This is a genomic window from Thalassobacterium sedimentorum (assembly GCF_031127905.1).
GTDB classification, from domain to species: Bacteria; Verrucomicrobiota; Verrucomicrobiia; order Opitutales; family Coraliomargaritaceae; genus Thalassobacterium; species Thalassobacterium sedimentorum.
Genome location: NZ_JARXIC010000002.1, coordinates 233,362 through 259,357, shown reverse-complemented (window position 1 = coordinate 259,357; position 25,996 = coordinate 233,362). Strand labels below are relative to the sequence as shown.

Below are 25,996 nucleotides of genomic sequence, written 5' to 3'. Positions count from 1 at the left end.
TGATAGGTTTCATTGCAATCAGAATATTGCATTGTTTGATTGAATGTGTCTTATTGTCTCACATGCCAGCAACTATATTAATTGTAGACGATGAGAAGAACACCCGTGAGGGGCTGAGTCTCGCTTTGGAAGATGAGTATGAAGTCTATATGGCTTCGGGGGCGGAAGAGGCCTTTAATTTAATGGAAGCTGAGATCTTTGATGTGGTCTTAACTGATTTGCGCATGGCCGGGCAGTCGGGACTTAAGGTGATTGACCGCGCGATTGCGCTGCCCAATCGGCCGATTTGCATCATGATGACGGCCTACGGAAATGTTGAAACGGCGGTGGAGGCAATGCGTCGGGGAGCTTTTGATTTTTTGACTAAGCCTGTGAGTTTGGAAAAGCTTGAAATTTTGATCAAGCGTGCGCTCCAGAGTCGTCAGATTGAAGCAGAGAATGTCGTCTTGCATGAGCGTTTGGATAAGAAATATAGTTTTGATGGTATTGTCGGGAATTCGTCTGGTCTGACTGATGTATTGGACAAAGTTAAGTTGGTCGCTCCTTCGCGGGCCACGGTTTTGCTGGAAGGGGAGACGGGTACCGGTAAGGAGCTTATTGCGCAGGCGATTCACCAGAACAGTAATCGTGCGCGGCAGGCCTTTGTGCCGATTCACTGTGCCGCTTTAGCGGCGAATCTTTTGGAGAGTGAATTGTTTGGGCATGAGAAGGGAGCCTATACGGGGGCGACTGAACGTCGCATTGGACGTTTTGAAGCTGCGGATGGTGGAACTTTGTTCCTGGATGAAATCGGTGAAATTGATGCCTCCACACAGGTCAAGCTGCTGCGCTTTCTGGAGACGCGTAGTTTTGAGCGTTTAGGGAGTTCGAAGTCCGTCCAGGTGGATGTCCGACTGGTATGTGCCACCAATCGAAATCTGGCAGAAATGGTCAAGCGTGGGGAGTTTCGAGAGGATTTGCTCTACCGGCTTAATGTGGTGACGATTCATTTGCCACCACTGCGTGAACGCCAGGAGGATTTACCGGTTTTGTTGAACCATTATATCGATTATTTTGCGGAAGAAAATGATTTGCCTCCACCGCAGCTGAGCTCTGATGCGATTGAGGTGCTGCGTGGGTACCGTTGGCCTGGCAATATTCGTGAGTTGCGTAATTTTTGTGAAAATACCGTGGTGCTTAAACGTGGGAATGAGGTGACGGAATATGACCTGGATCCTAAGTATTTCAGTCCCGTTGAGTTGAATGTTGCCGAGCCGCAAGCTTTGAGTAGTAGTCCCACGTTAAGTCGGGAGGAAAATGAGAAGCGTTTACTCAGGAATGCTTTGATTAAGGCCAGCGGTAATCGTACTCACGCTGCCGAGCTGATGGGCATTAGTCGGCGTACACTGCATCGGAAGTTGATCCAGTGGCCCGAGCTTGATGTGCAAAAATAACGGGGCCGCTTATAGTTTGACTCTCTATGTGTAGCATTCACAACATGGGGGCAGTCTTTTACAAATACCTTAGATACTACAACGACGATTGACCATGGATTTTGGCAAAACGCTCCTATTACTCCCACTTATGCTGATGGTTTCCGTGCAGGCCGAAGAAATTCGTATTGCCGCTTCTGATCTTCTTGCTGAATACATACAGACTCCACTTGACGCTTATGGCGATGAGCAGGAGGTCGAGTTTGTAATTGATAGTATTGGAAGTATTCCGGCTTTGGACCGTCTGCGGGCAGATGAGATCGACTTGGCAATTATTGCAGTGCCAGAGGGGAGCGAAGTGCCTAGGGAGGAGTTTAGCATTTATCCTTTCGCTTATGATGCTGCGGTGGTGGCAGTGAATGAGAGTAATCCAATTGATGAGATTAGCTTGTCTCATCTCGGTGGTATTTTTGGAGCCAATGAAGAATTTAACTTCAATACCTGGGGGGATTTAGGGCTGTCAGGTTGGGGGAATCGTAATATTAAGCCAATCGCCGGGACCAGTGAAGAGAGTATTACACTCGAGCTATTTAAGTATAGTGTATTCAAGGGAGGTGCGATGAAGGCGAGCGTAGGGATGGCTAAGAATTCTGAGGTTGAAGATATTTTGCGTACGGATGCAGCTTCGATTGCTATACTTTCACGTATGCCCAAGATGAGTAGCGTTAAAGTATTGATGGTCTCGTCCGGAGCCGATTCAGATGCGCCTGCATTTGGCCCGACTGATGATAATGTGCACTATGGCGATTATCCGATCCGTCTGGCTTTTTATATCGCCTTTAATCAGCGCAACGAAACTAGATTACGTGCCGTGATTCGTGAATTGCTGGATGATCAGGTGGCGGAAAGCCTTCGTAGTCATGATTTAATTGCGCTGCCCGACACGGTTCGGCGCAAGCTTTTGATCGATCTGGATCTCGAATAATTGAGCAAAATGAGGTTTTTTTATTTTTTTTCTAAAAACGCATTGACATAAGAAGTCGGTTATAGATTCTACCGACTTCTTCAACAAAAGTGAGTGTAGCTCAGTTGGTAGAGCACTACCTTGCCAAGGTAGATGTCGAGAGTTCGAACCTCTTCACTCACTCCATTTTCTTAAAAGGCCTCCGATTCGATCGGAGGCCTTTTTCTTGTAGTTTTCTTCGCCTTTTGTGGGGAGGGGCTGCGCTAAAGCTTGGGGGTGTTACTGCTGCAGGCGGAGCCCGAATTGTGCGCTGGCCAGAATGTCCAGGGCTTTTTGGCTGTGGTGGAGGAGTTTGCCGAGGTCGCGCAGAGTCAGTAGTTTGAAGGCCATGCTCGATTCATCTACCTGAATTAAGAGATCGAGTTTAGGTAGCTTGAGTTCGAAGGCACTGCCGTCGGGCTCGTAGCTGAGTGCTTCCGCCAGTTCTGGAATATCTTCCAGAATATCTATTTTGTCGTCAACTTGGATGGGGCTGGCGAAATCGACTATTAGTTGGTCGCAATGATAGGTGAAGCAGTGATGTAGGCGTTCATCGGCTGCGATACTTTGGGTGTGTAATGCGACAATCTCAGTGGTCATTGTGTAATTTTTCGGATCCTCCGGGCATTGGTCGACTTTGATTTGCAGGTCAAAGTCCGGGGTCTTTATCCACGCGAAGCCATCTTCGCAGCTGTAGTTGAATTCGCGCCGTCTGTAGCCGAAGAGGCTGCGAATGTCGCTATAGAGAGTGTCGGCTGCTGACTTTACGTCGGGATGTCCTGCCTTGCGTACAAAATTCTGAGCGGCATCGCTGTGTGCTTCAGGCACGTGATGATGCTTTTGGAAACCAGAGAGTCGGCGCACGCGGCCGACCGTAGAGCCGACGATGCGACTCTGGCTTTCGGGGCTATGGACTGATGTGTTTGTTTCGATTGGGCCACGTTGAACAGTGGATCTGGGGAATTCAATAGCAAGGTGTAGGAAAGGCACATCAAGGAGTTTTTGTTCAGAGGTGCTAGCTTTCTTTGCTGGTAGAAGGCTGTCTTTCTGAAAAAAACTGCTTTTCCCCTTTACAAGCGATTGAGAAAGCTATGTCTTCCTCCTCTTTTCCTTATTTCTCATGCAGAAAACACGCAAATCCATCGCAAAACGCTTCAAGAAGACAGGCACCGGTAAACTCCTGCGTCGTACGCCAGGGCACCGTCACCTACTTCGCAACAAGAGTGTCAAGCAACGCCGCCGTGCAGGTAGTAGCAAATTGGTCGCTCCTGGCCAACGTGCTAACCTCATCCGTGGTTTGCCTTTCGCTTAAGTTGCTTAAGTTACTTGAGTCACCAACGAAACGTTTTAACAACTATAACTCACGCTAGCCGGGTAACATGAAAATGGGCGACCCGGCAGCGACCTAAACGAGAGATACCACAACATGCCTAGAGCCACTAATGGTCCCGCGACGCTTGCTCGTCGCAAAAAAGTTCTGAAAAAAGCCAGAGGCTATTTCGGAAATAAATCACGTCTTTTCCGCTACGCTAAAGACGCCGTCGATCGCGCTGAAGTCTATGCTTATCGCGACCGCCGTAAAAAGAAGACAGAGTTCCGTCAACTCTGGATCGTTCGTATCAATGCGATTTGCCGTAATAATGGCATTAACTATAGCCGTTTCATCCGTGGTATCAAAGCTGCGGGAATCGAGATGGATCGTAAGCAGCTCTCTGAGTTGGCGATTCATGACGAAGCTGCTTTCTTGACTTTGATTGAGAAGGCTAAGGCAGCTAACGCTGCTTAAGTTCGAGTATAGTCTAATAGCTAGATAGCTTTCGAAGGGCCGATTCCAGTGTGGAGTCGGCCTTTTTCTTTTGAAGGTTCTGCTGTGTGGTTCACGGCTTCGCCGCTTGACATTGTTTTAATTGCATACTTTGATTGGTCAAAGTATGTGTTTTTATAAATCTTCCTTATTGTTTTTATTAATCATGTCCAGTTGCTTTGGGTTGGTGGCATGTGTCGAGGATTCGGAACGGGCTGCGATGACATTGGAGCAGGCCGAAGTATATCGTGTGCGTTGTACCGTGGGAATGATTACAGACATCGTACGTAATGTTGCTGGGGATTACGCACAGGTGGAGGGGATTATTGGCGAAGGAGTAGATCCTCATTTGTATAAGCCAACGCGTGGCGATGTGATCGCGTTGAGTCAGGCGGATGTGGTTTTTTATAATGGATTATTATTAGAGGGGAAGATGACTGACGTGTTGGTGCGGGTTGCTTCGACAGGTAAGCCAGTCAAAGCGGTGACAGAGGCAATTCTTGACGACACTGATTATTTGTTGAATCGGGAGGATGGTTCTGAGCATACCGATCCGCATGTCTGGATGGATGTTGGGGGCTGGATGCGGGCCGTGCCCGTTGTGGCGGAAACTCTCGCTGCTTTCGATCCCGAGCATGCGGATGAATATCGAGCGAACGCTGCTACATATGTTGAACAGTTGAAAGCTTTGGATGCTTATGCTAAAACTGCGATAGCAAGTATTCCGGAGGGCCAGCGTGTTTTGGTGACTGCACACGATGCATTTCAGTATTTGGGCCGTGCTTACGGGATCGAAGTCAGAGGTATTCAGGGAGTCAGCACCGAATCGGAGGCTGGTGTGCGTGATTTGGAGGATTTGGTGGATTTCATAGTTGAGCGTCAGATTCCAGCAGTGTTCGTCGAGACCTCAGTTGCAGATAAAAATGTGCGTGCACTTGTTGAAGGCGCCCGTGCTCGCAGACATGATGTGGTGATTGGTGGGTCTCTGTTCTCCGATGCGATGGGGCCCGCGGGAAGTTATGAGGGCAGCTATATCGGGATGATCGATCATAATGTAACGACGATTACCAATGCTTTGGGGGGCTCTGCGAAAGGGTTTCGACAGTAGCGTTTTTTTTCTTATGAGTCGGAGTTAAAGTTCACATGCTATGATTAATGCCGTTTCCAAACAAGCTTCTCCAGGCCATGAGGCCCTCGCCGACCCGAAGCGTATTCCTTTGACGATTCGTGATTTAACGGTGGCCTATCACCGTAAGCCGGTGATTTGGGATATCGATCTTTCAATACCGGAAGGTAAGTTAGTCAGTATTGTTGGGCCGAATGGTGCAGGTAAGAGCACTTTGATTAAGGCCTGTTTAGATTTGATTCCGCGTTCTTCAGGTGAGGTGATTATCTACGGGCAGTCTTATGAAAAAGAGCGCAAGCGGGTCGGTTATGTGCCGCAGCGTGAGAGTGTGGATTGGGATTTTCCAGTGAGTGCCTTGGATGTGGTCGCAATGGGCACATATGCTCAATTGGGGTGGTTTCGTCGTGTGAGCAAGCGTTCGAAAGCGCTTTCAATGCAAGCTTTGGAGCGAGTTGGGTTGGCTGATTACGCGCATCGCCAGATCAGTCAATTGTCAGGTGGTCAGCAGCAGCGGACATTTTTGGCGCGTGCTCTGGTACAGGATGCCGACATTTATTTTATGGATGAGCCTTTTGCTGCAGTGGATGCTGCTACTGAGCGTGCGATCGTTGAATTGCTCAAGGATTTACAGCGACGCGGTAAGACAGTACTGGTCGTTCACCATGATTTGGCGACAGTGCCACAATATTTCGATTGGACTGTCTTACTTAATATGCGCGTCGTTGCTGCGGGGCCGACAGAGTCGGTCTTCACACAGGAAAACCTGCGTCGTACTTATGGTGGTAAATTAACGCTGCTCACCCAGGCGGCTAATGAAATTGTGAAGTCACGTTGATCTAATTAAGATGCTTGAGTTCGCTGATATTTGGAACGTTCTCTTCTTACGCGATTATAATACGCGCTTAGTGGTGATCTGTACCATGTTACTAGGGTGTGCGTGTGGGCTAATGGGAGGCTTTTTGCTTTTGCGTAAGCGCTCTTTGATGGGAGATACACTTTCGCATGCGACATTGCCAGGTGTTGGGCTTGCCTTTATGTTGGCAGTGGCGCTGGGGGGAGATGGTAAGTCGCTGCCTTTTTTACTCTCAGGTGCCGCGATTACGGGGGTGCTTGGCTGCTGGGCAGTGCTGCTGATTCGTAACCATACGCGCATCAAAGATGATGCAGCCATGGGGATTGTGCTCAGTGTATTCTTTGGTGCCGGCGTGGCGGTGCTGGGGATGATTCAGACCATGCCGGAAGGCAGTGCGGCTGGATTGGAATCATTTATTTATGGGAAGACCGCGTCGATGGTGCTGAGCGATTTTTGGATTCTAGTGCTGGTAACTCTATGCGTGCTCACAGGCTCCTTAGTGCTATTTAAGGAGTTTCGCTTGCTGTGTTTTGACGAGAGCTTTGCGGCATCCTTAGGGTGGCCAGTCAAAGTGCTCGACGTTATATTGTTGGGCTTGGTGACTGCGGTGACAGTAGCTGGATTGCAAGCCGTAGGCTTAATACTGATTATTGCTTTTTTAATTACGCCGGCCGCTGCAGCCCGATTTTGGACGAACCAACTCGACCGCATGTTACTGCTTTCGGCATTAATTGGTGGTGCGAGTGGTTGGTTGGGAGCCAGCTTAAGTGCTTTTTACCCGCGTCTGCCCGCTGGAGCAGTGATTGTTCTAGTGGCAGCATTTGTTTTTTTAATCAGTATGCTTATTGGCTCCGAGCGAGGTGTGTTGGTGCGTTGGTTGCGGCAGACGCAGTTGAAGTATCGTATCGGTCGTCAGCATTTATTACGCGCACTTTATGAAATTTTAGAAGCAGGGCGCAGCGACGGAGAATTGACGATTCAGGCAGTGCCCTTTCGACAGGTGCGCGGGCGTCGTACTTGGAGTGATGCCAGTCTGCGAGAGTATATTCGCCGGGCTTATGATGACGGACTGCTTGAAGTTCAGAACAAGGAAGATTCTATACGTCTGACCGAGGCTGGGCTGGCGGAAGCTGCACAGGTCACGCGTAATCACCGTCTTTGGGAATTGTATTTAATTGAATACGCGGATGTGGCGACCAGCCGTGTCGATCGCGACGCCGACATGGTAGAGCATGTGCTGGGCGAGCAGATGGTGGCCCGTTTAGAAAGCCAATTACAAACCTATCGTAGTGCGGGAAGCCTTGTGCCTGCGAGTCCGCATCCCATTGTTCCGGGGGATTAATATAATGCTTATTTTATTTCTTCAATTTAACTTAGACTGCACCCCATGACCTGGTATGTAATGGATACGTGGATCGTGGTGGTCGGGGCTTTGGCTGCGACCGCCTGTGCGCTGCTGGGGAACTTTCTCGTCTTACGTAAAATGAGTATGATGGGGGATGCGATCAGCCATGCTGTGCTGCCAGGTTTGGCAATCGCCTTTCTCATTACAGAGGCGCGCGCCAGTCTCACTATGTTTTTGGGAGCTGCTGTAGTTGGAGTGCTTACGGCTGTTTTTACCCAGTGGATCAGTCGTTTCGGCAAGGTGGATGAGGGGGCGTCAATGGGTATTGTCTTCACTTCGCTCTTCGCGGTTGGCCTTTTGTTAATTGTGCAAGCAGCGGATCATGTGGATTTGGATCCAGGCTGTGTGCTTTATGGAGCGATCGAATTGACTCCTCTGGATGTTGTTTGGCGACCGCGCTACTTCGGGACAGAGTTCGAAGTGCCTCGAGCTGCTTTGGTTCTGGCGGGGGTGACCGTTTTGAACGTCGGCTTTGTGGTGGCATTTTTCAAGGAGTTACGTATTTCTTCATTCGACCCAGAGTTGGCTACAACGATGGGGATCCACTCCAATTTGATGCATTATTTATTGATGACGCTAGTCGCAGTAACGACAGTGGCGGCGTTTGAAGCAGTTGGAAGTATTATTGTAATTGCTATGCTAATAGTGCCCGCAGCCACGGCGCATTTACTTACAGATCGTCTTTGGTTAATGGTGGTGCTGAGTGTGGTCTTTGCTATCGCTGCCGCGGTGCTGGGGCACCTGAGTGCCCTGATCGTGCCTGGATGGGTTGGTTTTACAGACACTTCTACCTCTGGTATGATGGCGGTGGCGTCCGGGGTATTATTCACTTTGGTATTATTAGCCGCCCCACGTTATGGGGTACTTTGTAAGCGTCTGCGAAAAACTGAAGCGGCGGCTTTTTAGCCTTTGAAAGCAAAGGAAGGCAGGCCTTTGATGCCCAATCCGTCGATCACGAATACCTTGCCCGCATCAGGTTCGTCTAAATCGGTTTTGATGCCAGTAGTCACGAAGAGACGATCCAATTGCTCGCCGCCAAAAGTGCAAGCGGTAGTTTCAATACAAGGCAGGTCGATGCGTAGGCACTCTTGGTTCTTGTTTGGATCGAAGCGTACTACACAACCGCCATGGCAGAATGCGATCCACAGCATGCCGTCGGCATCGATGGTCATACCGTCGGGAGAGCTGGCATAGCCGTGTGCTGCCGTATTTATCACGACTCGACTGTTGGAAATGGTTCCCGTGGCTAGATCATAATCGTATGCACGAACTTCTTGTGTAGGGGTGTCGATGTAGTACATCGTTTTGGCATCGATACTCCAGCAGATACCATTCGAATTCGTCACATCGCTAATTTTAAGCGATAAAGATCCGTCGCTGTCCAAGCAGTAGAGATTCGCGCTGCCGGTCTTTTTGACCATGCTGATAGTGCCTGCCCAAAAGCGACCTGCCGGATCACACTTGCCATCGTTGAAGCGGTTTTTGCCGCGTAGTTCGGACTCGGGATCGGCGAGAGTTGTCTTTTCGCCAGTGCTTAGGTTTAAGCGAATGCAACCGTTGTCGCCTGCGTAAATGACTTCATTGTCATGATCGGTAGGAACGACTGTGCCGATGCGTTCACCGATGTCCCAAACGCTTTCTTTACCGGTTTGAGGGTCGAGGCGGTTGAGCTTCTTGCCATTGATGTCTACATAAAGTAAGTGTTTGCCCCACCAAATAGGCCCTTCGCCCCAGGTAGATACTTGTTGGCCGATAGTTTGTATATTAAACGCAGTCATATCTGCTTGATGGGGCATTCATGCAGGTAGGTCAATCCGTAGCCATAAAAAAAAAAGACCACTTTAGGGTGGTCTTCGCAGGGAGCACTTTAGTTGATCCGGGGCGGTTCCATCCCGCTTGGATGGTCGCTGGATTTGATGAGTTTTTTGGCTGTTTCCTTGTGTTGTAAGATCACTTGATGCGCTTGACCATCTGTCATGTCGATATAGACGTGACCTTTATCCAATTGGTGGAAAATACCACGTAAACGTTTGCTATCCACTTTGGTCATACCGCCATGTTGGATGTCCGGGGCGTTGCCATATTTACGCACAAAACTATCCGCTTTGTCGGAGAGTACGGCCACGACGATGGATCCGCCACGTAATCGATTGTCTTCATCGATGGTGTGTGCGAGGAAAAAGGTGATGCCATTGATTTGTGGTCCGCGATTTATACGAGAGACAAATGCGCAATCGACATCGGCGTGTTCACCTTCGAATTGTTCTGGAGTGTTTTTGTAATAGAGAGCGGTATCTTTACCTGAAAATGTTTCCGCGTGCGCTATAGATGCAAAAATTATGACCGTGAGTGTAATGAGCTGTGTGAGTCGTTTGTTCATAGTAGTGATTTTATTCATCTAAGCTAATCGCCAGATAACTGCTAAAGTTTCAATGGTAGTTGAACTGCGTATTATGTTTTGGGCGTTAATTCAAAGCCGTCTTTGCTATCTTTGACCAGCCAGCCTTGTGCAAGCAGGGTGTCGCGCAGCTCATCGGCCTGGCCCCAGTCTTTGGCTTGTTTGGCATCCCAGCGAGCCTGAGCGAGAGCGATGATCGCCTCTGGTGCGTCGATTTTCTGAACTTCAACCGTGAACAGTTCCAAGCCGAGCGCGTAGAGCAGACTGCCGAAGGCACGTAATAAAGCACGGGCGCCCTCGGCGTCGAGGGAGGCGGCCGGGTTGGAGCCGATAACGCCGAAGATGGCGCCGAGGCAGGCTGCGGTATTTAAGTTGTTGCGCAGTGCATCCCATGCCTTGGCCAGGCGGCCAAAGTCCTCGGGTGCGTCGACTGTTACGTATTGGGCGTTGAAGTCGTCTGTCGTCTCGTCGGTTTTGGCCAGCAGGGCTTCTGCAAAGCGTTCGAGTCGTGTCAGTGCGCTTTGCGAGGCATGCAAGCCGTCGAAGGTGAAGTTGAGTTGTTGGCGGTAGCTGCCGGCAATCAGTGTGTAGCGCACGATCATCGGGCTGAAGCCCTTCTCGCGCAGGTCGTCGAGCGTGTAGAGATTTCCCAGGCTCTTGGACATCTTGGCCCCTTCCACCATGAGGTGGGCGCTGTGGAACCAGTGGGTGCAGAAGTCGTGTCCGTGCGCGCATTCGGACTGTGCGATCTCGTTTTCGTGGTGGGGGAAGCAGAGATCGATACCGCCGCCATGTAGGTCGATCGTTTCGCCGTCGAAGGCGCTGTCGACCATGGCCGAGCACTCCAGGTGCCATCCGGGGCGACCTTCGCCCCAGGGGCTGGTCCAATAGTTTTCGCCGTCTTCAGGCTTGCGGGATTTCCAGAGGGCAAAGTCGGTGACTGATTCACGGTCGTATTCGTCCGCATCGTTGAGTTCCCCCGCGGAGTTTTCAGTCTGCGTCTTGAGCTCACGCTGCTTCAGGCGCGAGAGGCGACCGTAGTCCTCAAAGGAACCGACGCGGAAATAGACGGAGCCGTCTTCGGTGGCGTAGGCGTGGCCTTTTTCGATTAGTTTTTCGACCAGTGCAATTTGATGGGGGATATGGGCCACTGCACTCGGCTCGATGCTGGGGGGCAGCATGTTGAGCGCCTCGCAGTCGGCGTGGAATTTCTCGGTCCAATGCGCGGTGAATTCGACCAGGCTCTTACCTTCTTCCTGAGAGCAGCGGATTGTTTTATCATCGAGGTCGGTGATGTTGCGCACATGTTTGACGGGTGTGCCATCGACTTCGAGTACGCGACGCAGGGTGTCCTGAATGAGAAATGTGCGGAAATTTCCAATGTGGGCAGGGCCATATACCGTAGGGCCACAGCAATAAAAGCGCAGTGTATCGCCGCTCGCGGGGGCGAGCTTTTGCACAGATCGACTGAGAGTATCGTAGAGTTCGACAGACATTCTGCCATCAATGGCAGAGTGAAAGCGAAAGTGAAGGTGAAAGTGTGCGAGACCTTAGTAGTTTTCTCTAGCTGTGCCGTATTTGCTGTGAGGATGCTTCGATCTGAAGTTCTCGGACATTTTACACTTTCACTCTGACTCGGACTCTTCACTCTATGCGGCATGTCTGACAGTTATAAACTTGAATTGACCCGTCGTCCCCGCCGTATGCGCCGGACGGCTTCGTTGCGTGCTTTGGCATGCGAGACAGAGGTCTTACCTCAGCATTTGATTCAGCCGGTGTTTGTGCTGGAAGGAGATGTGGCTCCTGAGCCGATCGGCTCGATGCCTGGAATTTCGCGCCTTTCGATTAAAGATGTGGTCGCCGAGTGCCGTGAGTTGCATGCGCTAGGTATTTCAGGGGTGGCACTTTTTCCCAAGCTTGATGACAGCTTGAAGTCGGACGATGGGCGCGAAGCTTTGAATCCGAATACGCTAGTGCTGCGGGCGATCCGTGCGATTAAAGCAGCGGTGCCGGAGATTACGGTGATCACTGACCTCGCACTCGATCCTTACACCGTGCATGGACACGATGGCCTTTGGGATGCAGCCGCGCAGGATTTGGCCAACGACGCTACGGTCGAAATACTGGCTGAAATGGCTGTTTTGGCTGCAGAGGCTGGTGTCGATATGGTGGCACCGTCGGATATGATGGACGGACGTGTGGGGGCGATACGTGTGGCGCTTGATGACAACGGATACGATAAAACTGCAATTATGGCCTATTCGGCTAAGTTTGCCTCGGCATTTTATGGTCCTTTCCGCGATGCGGTGGGCAGCGCGAGCAGTGCTGGCACACATCATCTGGACAAGCGCACTTATCAGCTAAATCCGGCGAATCGGCGCGAGGCATTGGTCGAAGTTGCACTGGACGAGGAAGAGGGCGCGGATGTGCTGATGGTGAAGCCGGCGGGTCCATACCTCGACATCATTCGTGAAGTGCGTGAAGCGACCGAGTTGCCATTGGCAGCGTATCAAGTGTCGGGTGAATATGCGCAAATTATGGCTGTGGCGGAAAGAGGCTGGCTCGATTTGGAACGCTGCCGTGATGAGTCGTTATTGGCGATTCGTCGAGCCGGTGCTGATATGATTTTGACGTATTTTGCGAAGGCTTATGCGCAAGCTGCGTTGGCATAGGCGGGACTCCATTGCTGAGCGTGCTGAGCGGCTAGGCCCTGAAAAATTCCACCAGCCGTTCGGCTGTCAGCTTGCCGATGCCCTCGACTTGCGTGAGTTGGTCGACTTCGGCGGCGCGTAGCTTTTCCAGCGATCCGAAGTGTCGGAGGAGTTGTTGCTTACGTTGGCTGCCCAGGCCCTTAAAGTCGTCGAGAATGGATTCACGGAGCCGCTTGCTGCGCAGCTCGGCGTTGAAGCTGTTGGCGAAGTGGTGTGCCTCGTCGCGAATGTGTTGCAAGAGCCGCAGTGCAGGGTCGTGGTGGGGGATGTTCAGTGGTTCGCGACCGTCGCTGAAGATGACGGTTTCGTTGCGCTTGGCCAGACCGATGAGTTCCGGTGGCTCCAGTCCTTGACTTAGGAATGCTTTGAGTGCTGCGGTGACTTGTCCCGCTCCACCGTCGATCACGATGAGATCCGGGAAGGCTTTGCCCTCGTCGTGTAGGCGGCGGTAGCGGCGGCCTACGACTTCTTCCATCGCGCGAAAGTCGTCGTTGCCTACAAAACTTTTGATTTTAAATCGGCGGTAGTTTTTGCGGTCGGGATGTCCGTCTTTGAAGGCCACCATGGACGCCACACAGAAGCTCCCTGAAATATGAGAGATGTCGAAGCACTCCATGCGGCTGGGCTCCCGGGCGATTCCAAGTTTGGCTTGGAGGCGCTTGACGACTTGGCTGTGATTGTGAGTGCCGACTAAGTTGCGCTCAAACTTGCGCGTGCGGTCGGTGGTGCGCTCCAGTGCCTCGATGCGATCACGCAGGGCGGCAGCTTCTTCGTAGCGCCGCGCTTCGGCGGCGGCTATCATTTCAGCCTTGAGCTCGGCCAGCCATTGACGGGCTTTGCCGTCGAGGAATTCACACGCGGCTTCCATGCGTTCGGCGTATTCCTCTGTGGTGATTTCGTTGGCGTGCTCATAGATCTCGGCGCGTGCATCGTCGTAGAGTCGCCAGCGGCCGTCGGCTAGCTGGATGGGCGAGGCGTCGCTGAGCAGTATGCCAAAACGGCGTCGCAACTCCGCGAGCGTCTTACGCAGATGGGACGAATGCGCGAAGGGGCCGTAGTAGCGAGAATTGCTATCGGTTCGGTTACGGGTGAGCCGGAAGCGGGGGAGGTTTTCGCGCGGATCGATGCGCACCAGTAGGAAGCGCTTATCGTCAGTAAAATCAGTGTTGTAGCGCGGTTTGTATTTTTTGATCAGTTGCCCTTCTAACAGCAGGGCCTCCGCTTCGGATTTTACAATGATGATCTCGAAGTCATGAATTAGGTCGAGCATCGCTCTGACCTTGGGTTGTGCCACCATCATCTTGCGTGAGGCTTGGAAGTAGGTGCTGACCCTTTTTTTCAGGTCCTTGGCCTTGCCCACGTAGATGATTTGCCCGATGCGATCCTTCATCTGGTAGACGCCTGGTTTGTGTGGTAGGCGGCGGACTTTTTCTTTTAATTGGGCTTTGGATCCTTCAGACATAGGAGGAATGATAGATTGCGGTTGCAGTTCAGAGCAAGCTGCGCTCATTGCTAAACCATACTATGTCTAAAATGCCTATTGTCGAAGTAATCAACTTCGGAGACGAACTACTTGTCGGAATCCGGGAAAACTCGCACCTCACCTACTTGGGTGGGCAGCTTGCGCGCTATGGGCTACCCATCCATCGCAGCCGTGTGATTACGGATGAGGCGAGCGAGATCAAGCGGGCCTTTCTCGATGCGTGGCAGCATTCGGATATCGTGATCACGACTGGCGGGCTGGGGCCTACTGCCGATGATATGACGCGTGAGAATATTGCTGAAGCGTTGGGTGCTAAATTGGTGTTCGATGCCGAGATCGAAGCTTTGATATTGGCACGTTTCAAGGTGCTCGGGCGCCGCATGGCTGCCCACCATTTGAAGCAGTGTTACCGCTTTGCCGAGGGGGAAGTTCTGCATAATGAACGCGGTACTGCGCCTGGTTTGGCCTATCGCAGTGAGGGAAAGATTCTGATCATGTTGCCCGGGCCGACTCATGAGTTGACTCCGATGTTTGAGAAGCAGGCCATTCCAATGCTACAGGCGATGGGGGTTCTCAGTAATGAGGAAGCTTATATCCAGTTACGTACCTGTGGTTCCGGGGAGTCTACGGTGGAAGAGACCATGCAGCCGATCGTTCAGGCATACCCCGAGCTGACTGTCGCTTATTGTGTGCATTATGGTATCGTAGATGTGCGATTGAGTCCGCATAAGGGGCGCATGTGTATGGATAAGCTCAAGGGAATCGCGCACGAAGCCCGTGTTCTGTTAGGCGAGGATTTTGTTTGTTTCGGGCACTGTTCGCTGGCGGGCGTGGTTTTTCATGAATTACGAGCTTTGGATCGCACACTGGCCATTGCTGAGTCTTGCACGGGGGGCTTACTATGTGATGCATTTACCAATCTTCAGGGGGCGTCTAAAGTGTTTGTCGGTGGGGTGGTATGCTACTCTAATGATGTCAAAGTTTCTAAGGTCGGTGTGCCTGAATCGATTCTTGAACAGCATGGAGCGGTGAGTCCTGAGTGTGCAATTGCCATGGCATCCGGGATTGCAGAGCGTTTATCCTCTGATTATGGTCTGAGTGTGACAGGCTTTGCTGGACCGGATGGAGGGAATGAGCAAAACCCAGTGGGTACCATACATTTGGGGTATCATTCACCTGTGGGAGTGTGGTGTAAGACCGTTCGTTATACGGGAGGGCGCCTGGATGTGAAAGCGCGTGCAGTGCATGCCGCGCTGGATTGGGTGCGTCGTAAGTTGCGTAAATACAAGATCGAGGAATTTCTTTGTGGTTGTGAGTGTGACTAAATGTCGGTTCTTTTTGCATTGCGATTTTCCGCCGGTGCTGCTTCCGCCTTGCGCTCTGCCTTTCTGCTACTGAAACTACATGTTACATGTCAGCTAAGCCATTTACATTTATTTGCGGAGACGACGACTACCTGGTTTCAGAGAAAGGTAAGATTTGGTTTGCCGAGCAAACTAAGGACCTGATGGACGACCTTTCTAAGGAGGTTGTAGACGGTCGGGCGTCGAATGTTTCTGAGGTTGAGAATGCGATTAACCGCTTCACCAGCGCCGCACAAACGCTTTCACTCTTTGGCGAGCGCAAGGTCGTTTGGCTCAAAGATGTCAATTTTATGGCAGATAGTCCGACCGGGCGAGCTCAGGGCACTCTTGATTTATTGGATAACCTGAAATCAGTACTCGAAGGCTTGGATGCGAGAAGTGTCGGGGTGCTGATCACTGCACAGCCAGTCGATAAACGGCGTAGCTTTTTTAAGTGGTGTCAGAAAAATTCTGACTTCACGGCTATCGCTGGAGGTAAGGATGCTGCACAGACCTGCGCAGCCTTGATCGCTGAGGAGTGTGAAAAGAGTGGCAATACGATGACGCGGGATGCCGTAGATTTGTTGATCGGCAAGGTGAATGGCAATACTCGCTTGATTGTTGAGGAAACCCGCAAGCTATTAACTTTTGCTGGAGCGGAGGGCGATCCCATTGATGAGCGTCTGGTTGCGGATCTGGTTCCCAATTTCGGGGATGCTGATTTCTTTGAGGCTGCGGATGCGTTTTATTCGCTGAAGCTTTCCTGGACGCTGGAAGCGTTGCGCCGACATTTCTTTACTGTCAATGAGTCACGTCCGCTCTTGGGGAGTCTGCAGTCGCGAAATCGACTTTTGATTCAGCTACGTGTGCTACTGGATGCAGGAGCGATTCGCTTGGGGGGGCGTGGTATTTCCAAGAGTGATCTTGAAGCCGCGGCTGCTATTTATGGGCAACACTTTGGTGCGAGTGAAGAAAAGAGTAACCTCAATGTCTTCTCGCAAAATCCCTGGTATCTGGGGCGCTTGGCAGAGACTGCTTCAAAGGTGCCACTCAAGAAATTGATTGATTTTCAAATTGCGTTTACAGAGGCTTTTGAAGCCATTATTGAGCGCCCAAATGAGCAAGAGGAAGTTTGTCGAGAATTGGCAGTCCGCTGCTTGAGTTAGCAGTGATGGGCTTTTTGTCGCTGGCTGTCGGCATTAGTGGCGCGTCATGCACACTAACGCCGACAGTTTTAAGAAGCAGTTATTTCTTGGGCACTGGATGTGCCCGATTAAAAGCACTGACTAAGGCATGTAAACCCGCGAGCTCGATATTAGAGTTGATACCGCACCCGAAACTAGTTGAGCCGTCGTGGTTTTTAATCTGAATATAGGCAGCCGCCTTGGTTTTGGAGCCGCCTCCGATCGAGTGCTGACGGTAATCCCTGAGCTGGAAATCTTTCCAGCCTTTCAATTGTAGCGCGTCAACAAAGGCGCTGATCGGACCATTGCCGGTTCCCGTTACAAACATGATTTCCTCATTGATGCAAATTTTTGCTTCGACTTTAACTTCATCGTTCTGGGAAAAATCTTCGCGTTCAATTGAGAGCAATTTCAGCGGACTGCTTAAATTGACATATTCCTGTGTAAATATCTCATACACTTCTTGTGGTGCGAGCTCGCGACTTCCTTGATCGGCTTTGTTATTAATCGTCATACCGACGTCAGGGTGCATCGCTTTGGGCAGGTCGAGTCCGAAGTCACGTTCCAAAATATATGCAACTCCCCCCTTACCACTTTGGCTATTTATTCGAATAATTGCTTCATAATCGCGCCCGATATCTTCCGGATCAATCGCCAGGTAAGGAACCTCCCAACGGATACCATCTGTGTTTGTTGCCGCACGCACGTCCATGCCTTTTTTTATCGCATCCTGGTGTGAGCCGGAGAATGCCGTAAAGACCAGATCACCTGCGTAAGGGTGGCGATCGTGTACTGTCATACGGGTGATACGCTCGTAAACGGAACGGACATGTTCGAGTTGGCTGAAATTAAGTAAAGGATCAACGCCTTGGGTGTAGAGGTTTAAGGCTACTGTCACTATATCCAAGTTGCCTGTTCGTTCGCCATTTCCAAACAAGGTGCCTTCCACACGATCGGCGCCAGCCAATAAGCCAAGTTCTGTTGCGGCGACTCCAGTTCCGCGGTCGTTATGTGTATGCAAACTAATATAGACCTTGTTACGTTCTTTTAAATGACGACAAAACCACTCGATTTGATCTGCGTGTACATTTGGCGTCGCCACTTCCACAGTTGCTGGAAGATTCAGGATGATTTTCTCATCTACCGTCGGGGCCCATTCTTCGATTACCGCCTCGCATACTTCCAAAGCATAATCAACTTCTGTATCTGAGAAACTTTCAGGCGAATACTGAAAACGGATTTTTGTATCAGGAATTGTTTGTACCAGACTCTTGACTAAGCGAGTGCCTTCGATGGCGATCGCTTTAATTTCCTCTTTAGACTTATTGAAAGTGATGCGGCGCTGCACTGGTGAGGTCGAGTTGTAGAGGTGTACAATCGCCTTTGAGACCCCTTTCAGGCTTTCAAATGTACGGCGAATTAAATGTTCGCGTGCCTGCACCAGTACTTGCAAGGTCACATCATCTGGGATGCGGTTTTCTTCCACTAAGCGACGGATGAAGTTAAATTCTGTATCGCTGGCAGAAGGGAAACCGACTTCGATTTCTTTAAAACCAATACCGACCAAGAGCTCAAACATCTCTAGTTTTTCGTCCACATTCATCGGTGTCGCGAGAGCCTGATTGCCATCGCGCAGGTCGACGCTGGCCCAGATGGGGGCATGGGTAATGGTTTTACCCGGCCATTGTCGGTCCAGTAAATCGATTTGTTTAAAAGGGGTGTATTTGGTGATCTTGCCTGTTTGCATGGTCATCTATGGTCAATGAAAACGAAATAAAATGCGGTTGAGAAAAAAACGAAAGCGTATATCTGAGCGCTTTCTCGCTTTGGAACAATCAGTTCCAGGAATAAAGACGGGCTTTCAGCCCGCAGACGAGTCGCATAATCCCCCTAGGGGAGCAGCTTTAGGGCGATCCGTAGCAGGCGCCAAATGTTCTCATTCGTCATTTGCATGATTCCCGCAGCATTCAGCGCGAGCATAGTTCTGTCAAGCATCTGCTTGGCATTCCGGATTCGGGGCCGGAACGAAATAATGTGTATTCAGTTACTTCACGCTGCGGATTTATCGTACCCGTATCGGTTTTTTCTGTTCGCTGGACTTGAAGCTGGCATCGAGGAGTTTTTGGATTTCAGCGCCACGGCGAAAGTCAGGTTGATCCTGCAAGCCCGTACGAATGCTTTTTATGAAGCGTTGCTGAATGTCGGGAGTGGCTTTAGTTTCGACTATTTTCCACGTGTCGGTCTCGATGTCGGCGCCTTTGCAAATTTTATACGCATGATCGCTGAGTTCCGAGTCGAAGCTGACACTGCCCTGCGTCCCTGAAATTTTGAGAAAGAGGCGATTGAGGTGCCCTGTCATCCAACGAGTTGTTTGGATACTACCGATTGCACCATTGGCAAATTCGACAGTCATCACTGCGGTATCGTTCGCGTCGAGTTTATAGCGGCCGATGCGATTGCGGGGGGCTTTCTTAAATGTTTTTAAATGGCAATAAACTTCTTTGATCTTTCCCGCTGGATATGTGGCAAAATCTAGAATGTGGACGCCTACATCACCAAGTACGCCCTTACTCCCATGATCTGTGGAAAGGCGCCACAGCCAGTTAGGACTGGTTCTCCATTCACCCCATTGCTTACTGACCAACCAAGACTGGTGGTAGCTCGCCTCTAGGTGGCGCACTTCACCTATCTCACCTGCCTGTACGATGTCAGTTATTTTTTGCAGTGGAGCCCAGTTGCGATATGTGAAGTGTACCATGTTTATGACGTCCGCCTTGTCCGCGGCATCGGCCATGGCTTTGGCATCTGGATAATTGAGAGCTAGTGGTTTCTCGCAAAGAACGTGCTTGCCGGCCGTGAGACACTCCAGCGCGATTGCTTTGTGATAGGGGTCGGGCGTGACGATTGCCACCGCGTCAATTTTTGCGTTCGCGAGTAGTTCGGTGGTGGAGGTGTAGGCCTCGCTAATACTGTGTTCGGCGGCAAAGGATGCTAGGCGCGTGGGATCAGTGTCTACACAGGCGGTGAGTCTGCAGCCACGTGTTTGTTTGAACTTTCGTGCATGAAAAATAGCCATTCCGCCGGTGCCAATGATGGCGACGCGTATGGGGGACGTTTTTCTTTTTATCGGGGGCATCGTGTTTATGGGTTTGAATTCGGCGTTGCCGCACTTTGATTTTATTTGTACCCTAAGGTGGGACGGTCGGCTGCTGCGGGATCTTCGGGGAGTGGTTCGAGTGCGGGGCTGTTGGGACAGGCGTCGGGTATGCAGACGGTGGGCTCGGCCCAGCGCACTGCGTTGGTTATAATCTTCTGCACCTCGGCTTGATGATACGTGGGGTAGGTCTCGTGTCCGGGACGGAAGTAGAAGATTTTGCCGTTGCCACGTGTCCAAGTCGCTCCGCTGCGAAAGACTTCGCCGCCTGTAAACCAAGAAATCAATAGTTGTTCCTGGGGGGTGGGAATGCCGAAGGGTTCGCCATACATTTCTTCTTGTGGAATTTCAAAATAGTCGCCGATGCCTTGCAGAATGGGGTGAGCGGGCATTGTGTTCCAGAGACGCTCTTTGTCAGTGGATTCACGCCATTTTAAGGAGCAGGTAGTGCCGAGTAGTGCTTTGAAGATCTTTGCGTAGTGGGCGGAATGAAGTGCGATCAAGCCCATCCCTTCAAGTACGCGCGTTTTCACTTTAGCCACTATGGTATCTGAGACATCGCCGTGCGCCATGTGGCCCCACCAAATGAGGACATCTGTGTGGGCTAATACATCGCCGCCGAGGCCATGTTCCGGTTCATCTAGGGTGGCGGTGCGGACTTCATAATCGACCTCTTTGCTCAGGAAATTTGCAATGGTGGTATGCATGCCTTCGGGATAGATTTCGGTGACTCGAGGGTTTGATTTTTCGTGCCGAAATTCGTTCCAGACGGTGATTCTAATTTTCTTATTCATTTAAGGTAAGATTAGTATGTATTCATTATTGATTGTGCCAATCCCGTGGCTTGGGTTTAAATTACAGTGTTAAAATGATACGATCCGAGATTAAAGAATCGCACAGATCCGTGAAATATAGTACAAAACCCGCATTGTGGATTGCTCGGAAATTAAAGTTAAAGAGATGTTTTCGCGCCGAGTGCGACGGCATTTGACGCGTTTGCGAGAAGGGCAAGTCCAGGTACATTTACCAGAGCGCTGTCAATTGCACACGCGCCACGAAAATGCTATTTTTCATCCTAGTCCGGAGTTCTTTATTCAGATTGGGGGCGCGACCGATTTTGTCTGTCCAGGAGCGAGTTTTCGATTAAATACTGGAGATATGTGTGTGATACCGAGAGGATTACCTCATGCGGAGACGCCGATTGATTTAGAGACTGCTTATGGGGTTTTAGTAGTTGGGCAGACATTCATATTAGAGGGGAGCGCTGATAGCGCGCGTCGTATTTTGAGCCATCCTTCTGTGTTATGGGAAAAGTGTGCCAGGTCGATTGAATGGATGCGTTATTTGGATGACCTCGCGGAGCATCGCAGCTTGCCTGAACGAGATCGTTCTCAGTTTATTCGTGTGTTGTTGGATGCCTTTTTGATCGGCGTTTTACATGAGCTTGGTCGTCAGTCAAATGGGGTTCAAGATCTGGAACCTCCGCTAGTGATTGAGGCGCGCAAGTATGTGCGTATTCATTTGCACGAGTCAAATTTGAGTGTGAGGGAGATTGCGAGTGCCTTGGCATGTACACCCGATCACTTGTCACGTAAGTTTCATCAAACAGTGGGGATGAAATTGATGGCGTGGATTGCTCAAGAGCGAATCTCGTTGGCTAAAAATTTACTAACTGAAACGACCCATAATGTCGCTGAAGTCGCATGGGCAGCTGGTTTTAATGAACCTTCGTACTTTATTCGGATTTTTAAGCGTTATACGGGACTGACGCCGCGGGGCTACCGAGTTAATCTAGCGCATGCAGTTCGTTGAACATGGCTTCGATTAGGCTTAATGTAAGGCGCGTGCATCCCGCCGTCTGTTTTGCGGTGTTTTCCTGTAGGCATCCGCTTGGCTTAGCGCCTAGAATCAATTATTTGGTAAGCGGATCTCCCATATTCATCAACGGGAGTGGGGCTGGAGAATCGCCATTTAGAAAGTAAATTTTGCTGGAGGCGTCTTTGGAAATTGCTTTCAGTGCTTCGAGGGCTTGTAGCTGTACGTAGGCGGGATTTTGGGAGATTGCCTCATTGAGTTTTGTAATTTCGTAAGCCTGCGCATCGGCCAGCACTTTACGTTGTTCGGCTTCAAGTTCGGCAGCCTCGCGGTTGGCTTGCGCTTCGGCGATGATTTGCTGTTGTTCGGTCCGGAAGCGCTCCAATTCGGCTTTTTGTTGTTCCACTTCTTGTTCGCGTTCCTTCTTTTTTTCAATGGCGCGAGTGATGAATGGAGGTAGATTGATGTCGCGAATTAGAATGTCGAGACAGGTGATTCCGCGTGGTTCCAAGTATTCGCTCATGCTAGAGAAAATGTCAGCCTGTAAGCGTTCTTGAGTTTCCTGCAGAAAGAAATCTTCGGCGCGGACGATGCTCTTGCCTTGTTCCCGAACGACAGAACGTAATTTGGGTTGTATTTGAACGCGGACGGCATCTTCGAAAGTGCCGGTTTCTTGCAGCATGCGTGGGGCATCGACTCCGTTGATGCGGAACTTTATGCTCACATCAACTGTGGTTGTGAGCTGGTCTTGGCTGGGCACGCCGGCGGTTTCTTTCAGTTCTTTTTCACGAACATCATAAAAAGTAAATTCGTAGAGAGGATTTACGGGAATGTGAAGTCCTTCGGTGTAGGGTTCGTCGCGAACATCGCCGAATAGGCTGGCCACGGCAACATGGCCAGCAGGCACGCTGACAAAAAAACGACTGCCCGCGATCGCAATGATTGCGAGCAAAATGACAAAGACGGTGGCAGTGATAGCTTGTTTATTCATATTGCGCAGGCTTGTTTACTCGTATGCGCTTGTCACTCTTTAAAGCCAGTTATGTTGAGGCTGTGCGTTGGCTGTCTGCGAGTTGTTTGAATGCGCTCTCAAAGTCTTTAATTCTCGCTGGCTTGCAGATGTAAGAATCCATCCCGCATTCAATGCAGGCGATGCGGTCTTTTTCGGATGCGTTTGCTGTGAGTGCGATGATAGGAAGCTTTTTATCTGGATGACTGCCTGGGACTTGGCCCTGGGCTTCCAATTGCCGGATGCGACGAGTGGCGTCGAAACCGTCTAGTTTGGGCATCTGACAGTCGAGGAAGGCGATATCGTAAAAACGCTTAGTCACATGTTCGATTGCGTCGATGCCATCGTTGGCGGTATCCACTTCGTGGCCGAGACGACGTATGACTGTTTCGGCTAGTTTGCGATTTACTGCGTTATCGTCGACGACCAGTACTTGGAGTTTGTTACTTGCGTGATTTTGTGACTGTTGCGTGGCTTTGCGTAGCTCATTCTTTTTGAGTTCGATTGCTTTGGCCGCGGTGAATGGTATATTGAACTTGATTGTCGTGCCTTTCTCATTCGTGTTCTCGACCTGAATTTGGCCGTTCATTAAATTGACGATACGTTTGCAGATCGCCAGACCAAGTCCAGTACCTCCGTATTGTCGTGTCGTAGAGCTATCGACTTGTGAAAAGCGTTCGAACAGGTGGCCGATTTTCTCTTTGGGAATGCCGATACCACTGTCGCGTACGAAAATTTCTGCAACTCCATTTTGAGGACTCCCTGTCCATGTTGCTGTAACGACGATACTGCCTTTGGCGGTAAACTTGATGGAGTTGCCAACTAAGTTGGTGACCACTTGCTTCAGGCGGATCGGATCCCCGATGACTTTTTCGGGCAATGCTGCGCTGGTTTCCAAGTTGATGAGCAATCCTTTTTGGGCGGCGATGGGTTCCAGGCTGCACACGACTTCATTCAAACAGTCGCTGATTGAAAATGGAATGGCCTCGAGTTCGAGTTTGCCGGCTTCGATTTTGGAGAAATCAAGGATGTCGTTGATTAGGCTGAGTAGTGAATTGCCAGATGACTGTATATAGGTGGCCCATAGACGTTGTTCCGTTTTCAGCTCACTGCCGCAGAGTAGTTCGGCGAAGCCGATCACGCTGTTCATTGGAGTTCGGATTTCATGACTCATCGTTGCGAGGAATTCGCTTTTCGCTAAATTCGCTTCATTGGCTGCCTTGTGGGCCTCTCTCGCTTCCAGTTCTGCTTTTTCCCGGTCGCTAACTTCACGTTGTAGTTTCTCATTAATCGCACTCAGCTCAAGTGTGCGTTCTTCGACGATGCGTTGTGCCCGGCGATTGGTGGATTGCAAGTTGACGACGATCACAACTAATAGGCAGGACCCCAGTGACAAACTGGCTGCAGCGATGGTTGCGGAAGTGGTTTCCTGTTTTTGAAATGCATCTCCCGGGTTCCAACCGAAAGTGAATGTTTGTTTGCAGAGATCTAGTGAGCTGATATTGGCAAAATCGGATGAGTTGGAATGTTGAGTCTGACCTGTGGTGCTATAAACAAAGGTGCTGGGACTGATGGTGATGCTGTCGTATATTTCGAAATGGATTTGGTTCTCTCGATTGCCGAGTACGCCATTTAGAAAGACTTCAGTGATGAAGGGGGCGTAGCTCCATCCGATGAAAGCTGCCCGCCGCTGACTGATGGTTTCTGTGGGAGCTCCGGAGCGATACATCGGGAAAAAAATGAGAAACCCGGGGCGCTCCATTCCATCCTGTACTAATGTGATGCGTTCAGTCATCGTGGGCAGGCCAGTGTCGCGTGCGCGCTGCCCTGCGGTTTGTCGATTGATTTCTGAGGCGACGTCGAGCCCTAGCGCCTTACTGTTGGCTTTATAAGGCTCAATATAGGTTATGATGTAGTGCTCATAGCCCATCGCATCGACCGGTGGGCGTTCCACTCCTGGTACTTCTTTAATTTCAAAATCCGGGAGTCCGCTTGCTCGTTTATGAGCGACAAAATCGGCGAGCTCTGCTTTATTAAGAGGCTGGATAAAGCCTAAGCCGTTTATGCCTGGGTAGCGTTTGACTAGATTGAGATGCTCTACGTAGGTGTGCCATTCTTCGGGGCGGAGTTCTTCGGAGTTGATATAGATGCCTGCCGCGGCGATTAGGGCATCGACATAGGTTTGAAGGCGATCTGTTACGGCGAATTCTATATCATTGACTAGTTCGACAAAATTTTTCTGATCTATTTTGGTGGAGGCACTTTCCAGAGTATAATAGATAAGTCCACTGATGAGCCAGCCGATCGTGAGCATCAGAGTTGGCGCGCGGAAGTGCCCTTTTTTATAGAATGAGGCGATGGTTAATGAGGTGACTGAGAGGGCGAGTAGAATAATATCGAGAGCGAGGAGCTCATAGTAGGAAGCTGTCGAGATGGCGGTGATTGTCTTTGTGGCAATTGCGATTGAAACAAATACTACGAAGCAGAGGGTACTATAAGCGCAGCCTGCGGGCCCAAACCAGCGGCAGGCCGGAATTAAAAGAAAGAAGACCAAAAATAGGAAAGGATTACCATATTGGTAGAAGAATATCAGGGCATAAACGAGTGCTGTGAGAATACACAGGCTGAGCAGTTTAAGGCACCAATCCTTAGTGAATGAGGGCCATTTGAATGATAGAATGGCAGGAGTGATAATCAGGATGCCTATCGCATCACCGGCAAACCAAGTGAGTGTGACCTGCCAGAATGGAAGTGCTTCCGCATTTGTATTTAAGTAGAGGATGCTGAAGCTACCGATTGTAGCAGTGATGATGGGGGCAATGAGTGCAGACGCTAAGATCCAGGTCGGGGTGGTGTACTGGCCCAATTGTGAGCCGAGAGAACGTGCACGGTTTAGGAGCCAGCCTGCGATTAAGGCCTCGCAGCAATTGCTAATTGAGATAATCAATGCGCTGAATGCACTGACATCGTTAAGCGAGTTTGCGATAAAAGCTCCGAATAAAATTCCAGGCAATAGGCGGTAGCCGCCCATGTAGATCGTCGCTACCGCGAATCCGCTTGCTGGCCATATCGGGGAAATGTTGCCTTCGATTTTGGTTAAGCAGAACCCGACCGCTGCCATTGCCCCGTAGATTAGTGTCGTCAGCAGGTTCAGTAAGATTGGGTGTGCCTGAATTTTCTCGGCTAGCGGCGGCGATGAGGGGATGCGTCCGATCACGGTGACTTTTTCTTACGGATTCGAGTTTTGGGAATTAGCTAGGTTTTCAGAATGAACTATTAATGGCGCCTGAGCCGAG

General features: G+C 50.4%; 22 protein-coding genes and 1 tRNA gene. 13 read left to right on the top strand and 10 right to left on the bottom strand.

Annotation, left to right across the window (positions count from 1 at the left end; genetic code table 11):
• Window positions 1–62: 62 nt before the first annotated feature.
• From QEH59_RS02135 to QEH59_RS02125, 3 genes are all read left to right on the top strand, one after another.
• Window positions 63–1,433, top strand: a complete 1,371-nt coding sequence (locus QEH59_RS02135; RefSeq protein WP_308983714.1) for a sigma-54-dependent transcriptional regulator — start codon at window positions 63–65, stop codon at window positions 1,431–1,433.
• 130 nt (window positions 1,434–1,563) lie between these two features.
• Window positions 1,564–2,397: a PstS family phosphate ABC transporter substrate-binding protein gene (locus tag QEH59_RS02130; protein ID WP_308983713.1), complete on the top strand. Its 834-nt coding sequence runs from the start codon at window positions 1,564–1,566 to the stop codon at window positions 2,395–2,397.
• 89 nt (window positions 2,398–2,486) lie between these two features.
• A tRNA-Gly gene (locus QEH59_RS02125) sits at window positions 2,487–2,562 on the top strand.
• Between the two features lie 93 nt (window positions 2,563–2,655).
• Here the strand turns inward: QEH59_RS02125 and QEH59_RS02120 are convergent.
• The gene (locus QEH59_RS02120) at window positions 2,656–3,405 is read right to left on the bottom strand and encodes a hypothetical protein (protein ID WP_308983712.1); all 750 of its coding nucleotides are present in this window, start codon (window positions 3,403–3,405) and stop codon (window positions 2,656–2,658) included.
• A 130-nt stretch (window positions 3,406–3,535) separates the two neighbouring features.
• Between QEH59_RS02120 and rpmI the strand changes: the two genes are divergently transcribed.
• The 6 genes from rpmI (at window position 3,536) to QEH59_RS02090 (ending at window position 8,509) form a co-directional block, all read left to right on the top strand.
• A complete protein-coding gene (gene rpmI / locus QEH59_RS02115) occupies window positions 3,536–3,727 on the top strand; it encodes a 50S ribosomal protein L35 (protein ID WP_155418040.1) in 192 nt (63 codons plus the stop codon).
• A 114-nt stretch (window positions 3,728–3,841) separates the two neighbouring features.
• The gene (gene rplT / locus QEH59_RS02110) at window positions 3,842–4,201 is read left to right on the top strand and encodes a 50S ribosomal protein L20 (protein ID WP_308983711.1); all 360 of its coding nucleotides are present in this window, start codon (window positions 3,842–3,844) and stop codon (window positions 4,199–4,201) included.
• Window positions 4,202–4,385: 184 nt separating this feature from the next.
• On the top strand, window positions 4,386–5,327 hold the full coding sequence (locus QEH59_RS02105; RefSeq protein ID WP_308983710.1) for a metal ABC transporter solute-binding protein, Zn/Mn family: 942 nt from the start codon (window positions 4,386–4,388) through the stop codon (window positions 5,325–5,327).
• A gap of 40 nt (window positions 5,328–5,367) precedes the next feature.
• Window positions 5,368–6,180 (top strand): metal ABC transporter ATP-binding protein, encoded by an 813-nt coding sequence (locus tag QEH59_RS02100; RefSeq protein ID WP_308983709.1) that lies wholly within the window; start codon window positions 5,368–5,370, stop codon window positions 6,178–6,180.
• 10 nt (window positions 6,181–6,190) lie between these two features.
• Window positions 6,191–7,540, top strand: a complete 1,350-nt coding sequence (locus QEH59_RS02095) for a metal ABC transporter permease (RefSeq protein WP_308983708.1) — start codon at window positions 6,191–6,193, stop codon at window positions 7,538–7,540.
• 45 nt (window positions 7,541–7,585) lie between these two features.
• Window positions 7,586–8,509, top strand: coding sequence for a metal ABC transporter permease (locus QEH59_RS02090; RefSeq protein ID WP_308983707.1), 924 nt, complete (start codon window positions 7,586–7,588; stop codon window positions 8,507–8,509).
• Here QEH59_RS02090 and QEH59_RS02085 read toward each other — a convergent pair.
• The 3 genes from QEH59_RS02085 to cysS all read right to left on the bottom strand — a co-directional run bounded on the left by QEH59_RS02085 (window position 8,506) and on the right by cysS (window position 11,497).
• Complete coding sequence (locus QEH59_RS02085) at window positions 8,506–9,399, bottom strand: SMP-30/gluconolactonase/LRE family protein (protein WP_308983706.1); 894 nt, start codon at window positions 9,397–9,399, stop codon at window positions 8,506–8,508. The two genes, QEH59_RS02090 and QEH59_RS02085, sit on opposite strands and share 4 nt — an antisense overlap.
• A gap of 71 nt (window positions 9,400–9,470) precedes the next feature.
• Window positions 9,471–9,983, bottom strand: coding sequence for a hypothetical protein (locus tag QEH59_RS02080; protein ID WP_308983705.1), 513 nt, complete (start codon window positions 9,981–9,983; stop codon window positions 9,471–9,473).
• A 71-nt stretch (window positions 9,984–10,054) separates the two neighbouring features.
• Window positions 10,055–11,497: a cysteine--tRNA ligase gene (cysS, locus tag QEH59_RS02075; protein WP_308983704.1), complete on the bottom strand. Its 1,443-nt coding sequence runs from the start codon at window positions 11,495–11,497 to the stop codon at window positions 10,055–10,057.
• Window positions 11,498–11,659: 162 nt separating this feature from the next.
• On the opposite strand from cysS, the gene hemB reads away from it, so the two are divergent.
• Complete coding sequence (gene hemB / locus QEH59_RS02070; RefSeq protein ID WP_308983703.1) at window positions 11,660–12,673, top strand: porphobilinogen synthase; 1,014 nt, start codon at window positions 11,660–11,662, stop codon at window positions 12,671–12,673.
• Between the two features lie 31 nt (window positions 12,674–12,704).
• Here the strand turns inward: hemB and QEH59_RS02065 are convergent, their stop codons facing one another.
• Window positions 12,705–14,174, bottom strand: coding sequence for an excinuclease ABC subunit UvrC (locus QEH59_RS02065; RefSeq protein WP_308983702.1), 1,470 nt, complete (start codon window positions 14,172–14,174; stop codon window positions 12,705–12,707).
• Between the two features lie 62 nt (window positions 14,175–14,236).
• On the opposite strand from QEH59_RS02065, the gene QEH59_RS02060 reads away from it, so the two are divergent.
• Together QEH59_RS02060 and holA are read left to right on the top strand one after the other, a co-directional pair.
• Window positions 14,237–15,520, top strand: a complete 1,284-nt coding sequence (locus tag QEH59_RS02060) for a CinA family nicotinamide mononucleotide deamidase-related protein (RefSeq protein WP_308983701.1) — start codon at window positions 14,237–14,239, stop codon at window positions 15,518–15,520.
• 86 nt (window positions 15,521–15,606) lie between these two features.
• Window positions 15,607–16,704, top strand: a complete 1,098-nt coding sequence (gene holA / locus QEH59_RS02055; RefSeq protein ID WP_308983700.1) for a DNA polymerase III subunit delta — start codon at window positions 15,607–15,609, stop codon at window positions 16,702–16,704.
• 79 nt (window positions 16,705–16,783) lie between these two features.
• Here the strand turns inward: holA and leuA are convergent, their stop codons facing one another.
• The 3 genes from leuA to QEH59_RS02040 form a co-directional block, all read right to left on the bottom strand.
• Window positions 16,784–18,469 (bottom strand): 2-isopropylmalate synthase, encoded by a 1,686-nt coding sequence (gene leuA / locus QEH59_RS02050; RefSeq protein WP_345785317.1) that lies wholly within the window; start codon window positions 18,467–18,469, stop codon window positions 16,784–16,786.
• 315 nt (window positions 18,470–18,784) lie between these two features.
• Window positions 18,785–19,858: a Gfo/Idh/MocA family protein gene (locus QEH59_RS02045; RefSeq protein ID WP_308983698.1), complete on the bottom strand. Its 1,074-nt coding sequence runs from the start codon at window positions 19,856–19,858 to the stop codon at window positions 18,785–18,787.
• A 41-nt stretch (window positions 19,859–19,899) separates the two neighbouring features.
• On the bottom strand, window positions 19,900–20,670 hold the full coding sequence (locus QEH59_RS02040; RefSeq protein ID WP_308983697.1) for a ThuA domain-containing protein: 771 nt from the start codon (window positions 20,668–20,670) through the stop codon (window positions 19,900–19,902).
• A gap of 247 nt (window positions 20,671–20,917) precedes the next feature.
• Between QEH59_RS02040 and QEH59_RS02035 the strand changes: the two genes are divergently transcribed.
• Window positions 20,918–21,688: a helix-turn-helix transcriptional regulator gene (locus QEH59_RS02035; protein ID WP_308983696.1), complete on the top strand. Its 771-nt coding sequence runs from the start codon at window positions 20,918–20,920 to the stop codon at window positions 21,686–21,688.
• A 100-nt stretch (window positions 21,689–21,788) separates the two neighbouring features.
• On the opposite strand, the gene QEH59_RS02030 is transcribed toward QEH59_RS02035, so the two are convergent.
• Both QEH59_RS02030 and QEH59_RS02025 read right to left on the bottom strand, forming a co-directional pair.
• Window positions 21,789–22,682: an SPFH domain-containing protein gene (locus tag QEH59_RS02030; protein WP_308983695.1), complete on the bottom strand. Its 894-nt coding sequence runs from the start codon at window positions 22,680–22,682 to the stop codon at window positions 21,789–21,791.
• 49 nt (window positions 22,683–22,731) lie between these two features.
• Window positions 22,732–25,917, bottom strand: coding sequence for a CHASE domain-containing protein (locus tag QEH59_RS02025; protein WP_308983694.1), 3,186 nt, complete (start codon window positions 25,915–25,917; stop codon window positions 22,732–22,734).
• Between the last annotated feature and the right edge of the window lie 79 nt (window positions 25,918–25,996).

Excerpts from the sequence above, each read along its gene's own strand:
- hemB (WP_308983703.1), top strand. The coding sequence starts at position 11,660 with ATGTCTGACAGTTATAAACTTGAATTGACCCGTCGTCCCCGCCGTATG.
- QEH59_RS02090 (WP_308983707.1), top strand. The coding sequence starts at position 7,586 with ATGACCTGGTATGTAATGGATACGTGGATCGTGGTGGTCGGGGCTTTG.
- QEH59_RS02100 (WP_308983709.1), top strand. The coding sequence starts at position 5,368 with ATGATTAATGCCGTTTCCAAACAAGCTTCTCCAGGCCATGAGGCCCTC.
- QEH59_RS02040 (WP_308983697.1), bottom strand. The coding sequence starts at position 20,670 with ATGAATAAGAAAATTAGAATCACCGTCTGGAACGAATTTCGGCACGAA.
- holA (WP_308983700.1), top strand. The coding sequence starts at position 15,607 with ATGTCAGCTAAGCCATTTACATTTATTTGCGGAGACGACGACTACCTG.
- rplT (WP_308983711.1), top strand. The coding sequence starts at position 3,842 with ATGCCTAGAGCCACTAATGGTCCCGCGACGCTTGCTCGTCGCAAAAAA.
- QEH59_RS02085 (WP_308983706.1), bottom strand. The coding sequence starts at position 9,399 with ATGCCCCATCAAGCAGATATGACTGCGTTTAATATACAAACTATCGGC.
- QEH59_RS02060 (WP_308983701.1), top strand. The coding sequence starts at position 14,237 with ATGTCTAAAATGCCTATTGTCGAAGTAATCAACTTCGGAGACGAACTA.
- QEH59_RS02030 (WP_308983695.1), bottom strand. The coding sequence starts at position 22,682 with ATGAATAAACAAGCTATCACTGCCACCGTCTTTGTCATTTTGCTCGCA.
- QEH59_RS02045 (WP_308983698.1), bottom strand. The coding sequence starts at position 19,858 with ATGCCCCCGATAAAAAGAAAAACGTCCCCCATACGCGTCGCCATCATT.
- QEH59_RS02065 (WP_308983702.1), bottom strand. The coding sequence starts at position 14,174 with ATGTCTGAAGGATCCAAAGCCCAATTAAAAGAAAAAGTCCGCCGCCTA.
- leuA (WP_345785317.1), bottom strand. The coding sequence starts at position 18,469 with ATGCAAACAGGCAAGATCACCAAATACACCCCTTTTAAACAAATCGAT.
- QEH59_RS02080 (WP_308983705.1), bottom strand. The coding sequence starts at position 9,983 with ATGAACAAACGACTCACACAGCTCATTACACTCACGGTCATAATTTTT.
- rpmI (WP_155418040.1), top strand. The coding sequence starts at position 3,536 with ATGCAGAAAACACGCAAATCCATCGCAAAACGCTTCAAGAAGACAGGC.
- QEH59_RS02130 (WP_308983713.1), top strand. The coding sequence starts at position 1,564 with ATGCTGATGGTTTCCGTGCAGGCCGAAGAAATTCGTATTGCCGCTTCT.
- QEH59_RS02095 (WP_308983708.1), top strand. The coding sequence starts at position 6,191 with ATGCTTGAGTTCGCTGATATTTGGAACGTTCTCTTCTTACGCGATTAT.
- QEH59_RS02135 (WP_308983714.1), top strand. The coding sequence starts at position 63 with ATGCCAGCAACTATATTAATTGTAGACGATGAGAAGAACACCCGTGAG.
- QEH59_RS02105 (WP_308983710.1), top strand. The coding sequence starts at position 4,386 with ATGTCCAGTTGCTTTGGGTTGGTGGCATGTGTCGAGGATTCGGAACGG.
- cysS (WP_308983704.1), bottom strand. The coding sequence starts at position 11,497 with ATGTCTGTCGAACTCTACGATACTCTCAGTCGATCTGTGCAAAAGCTC.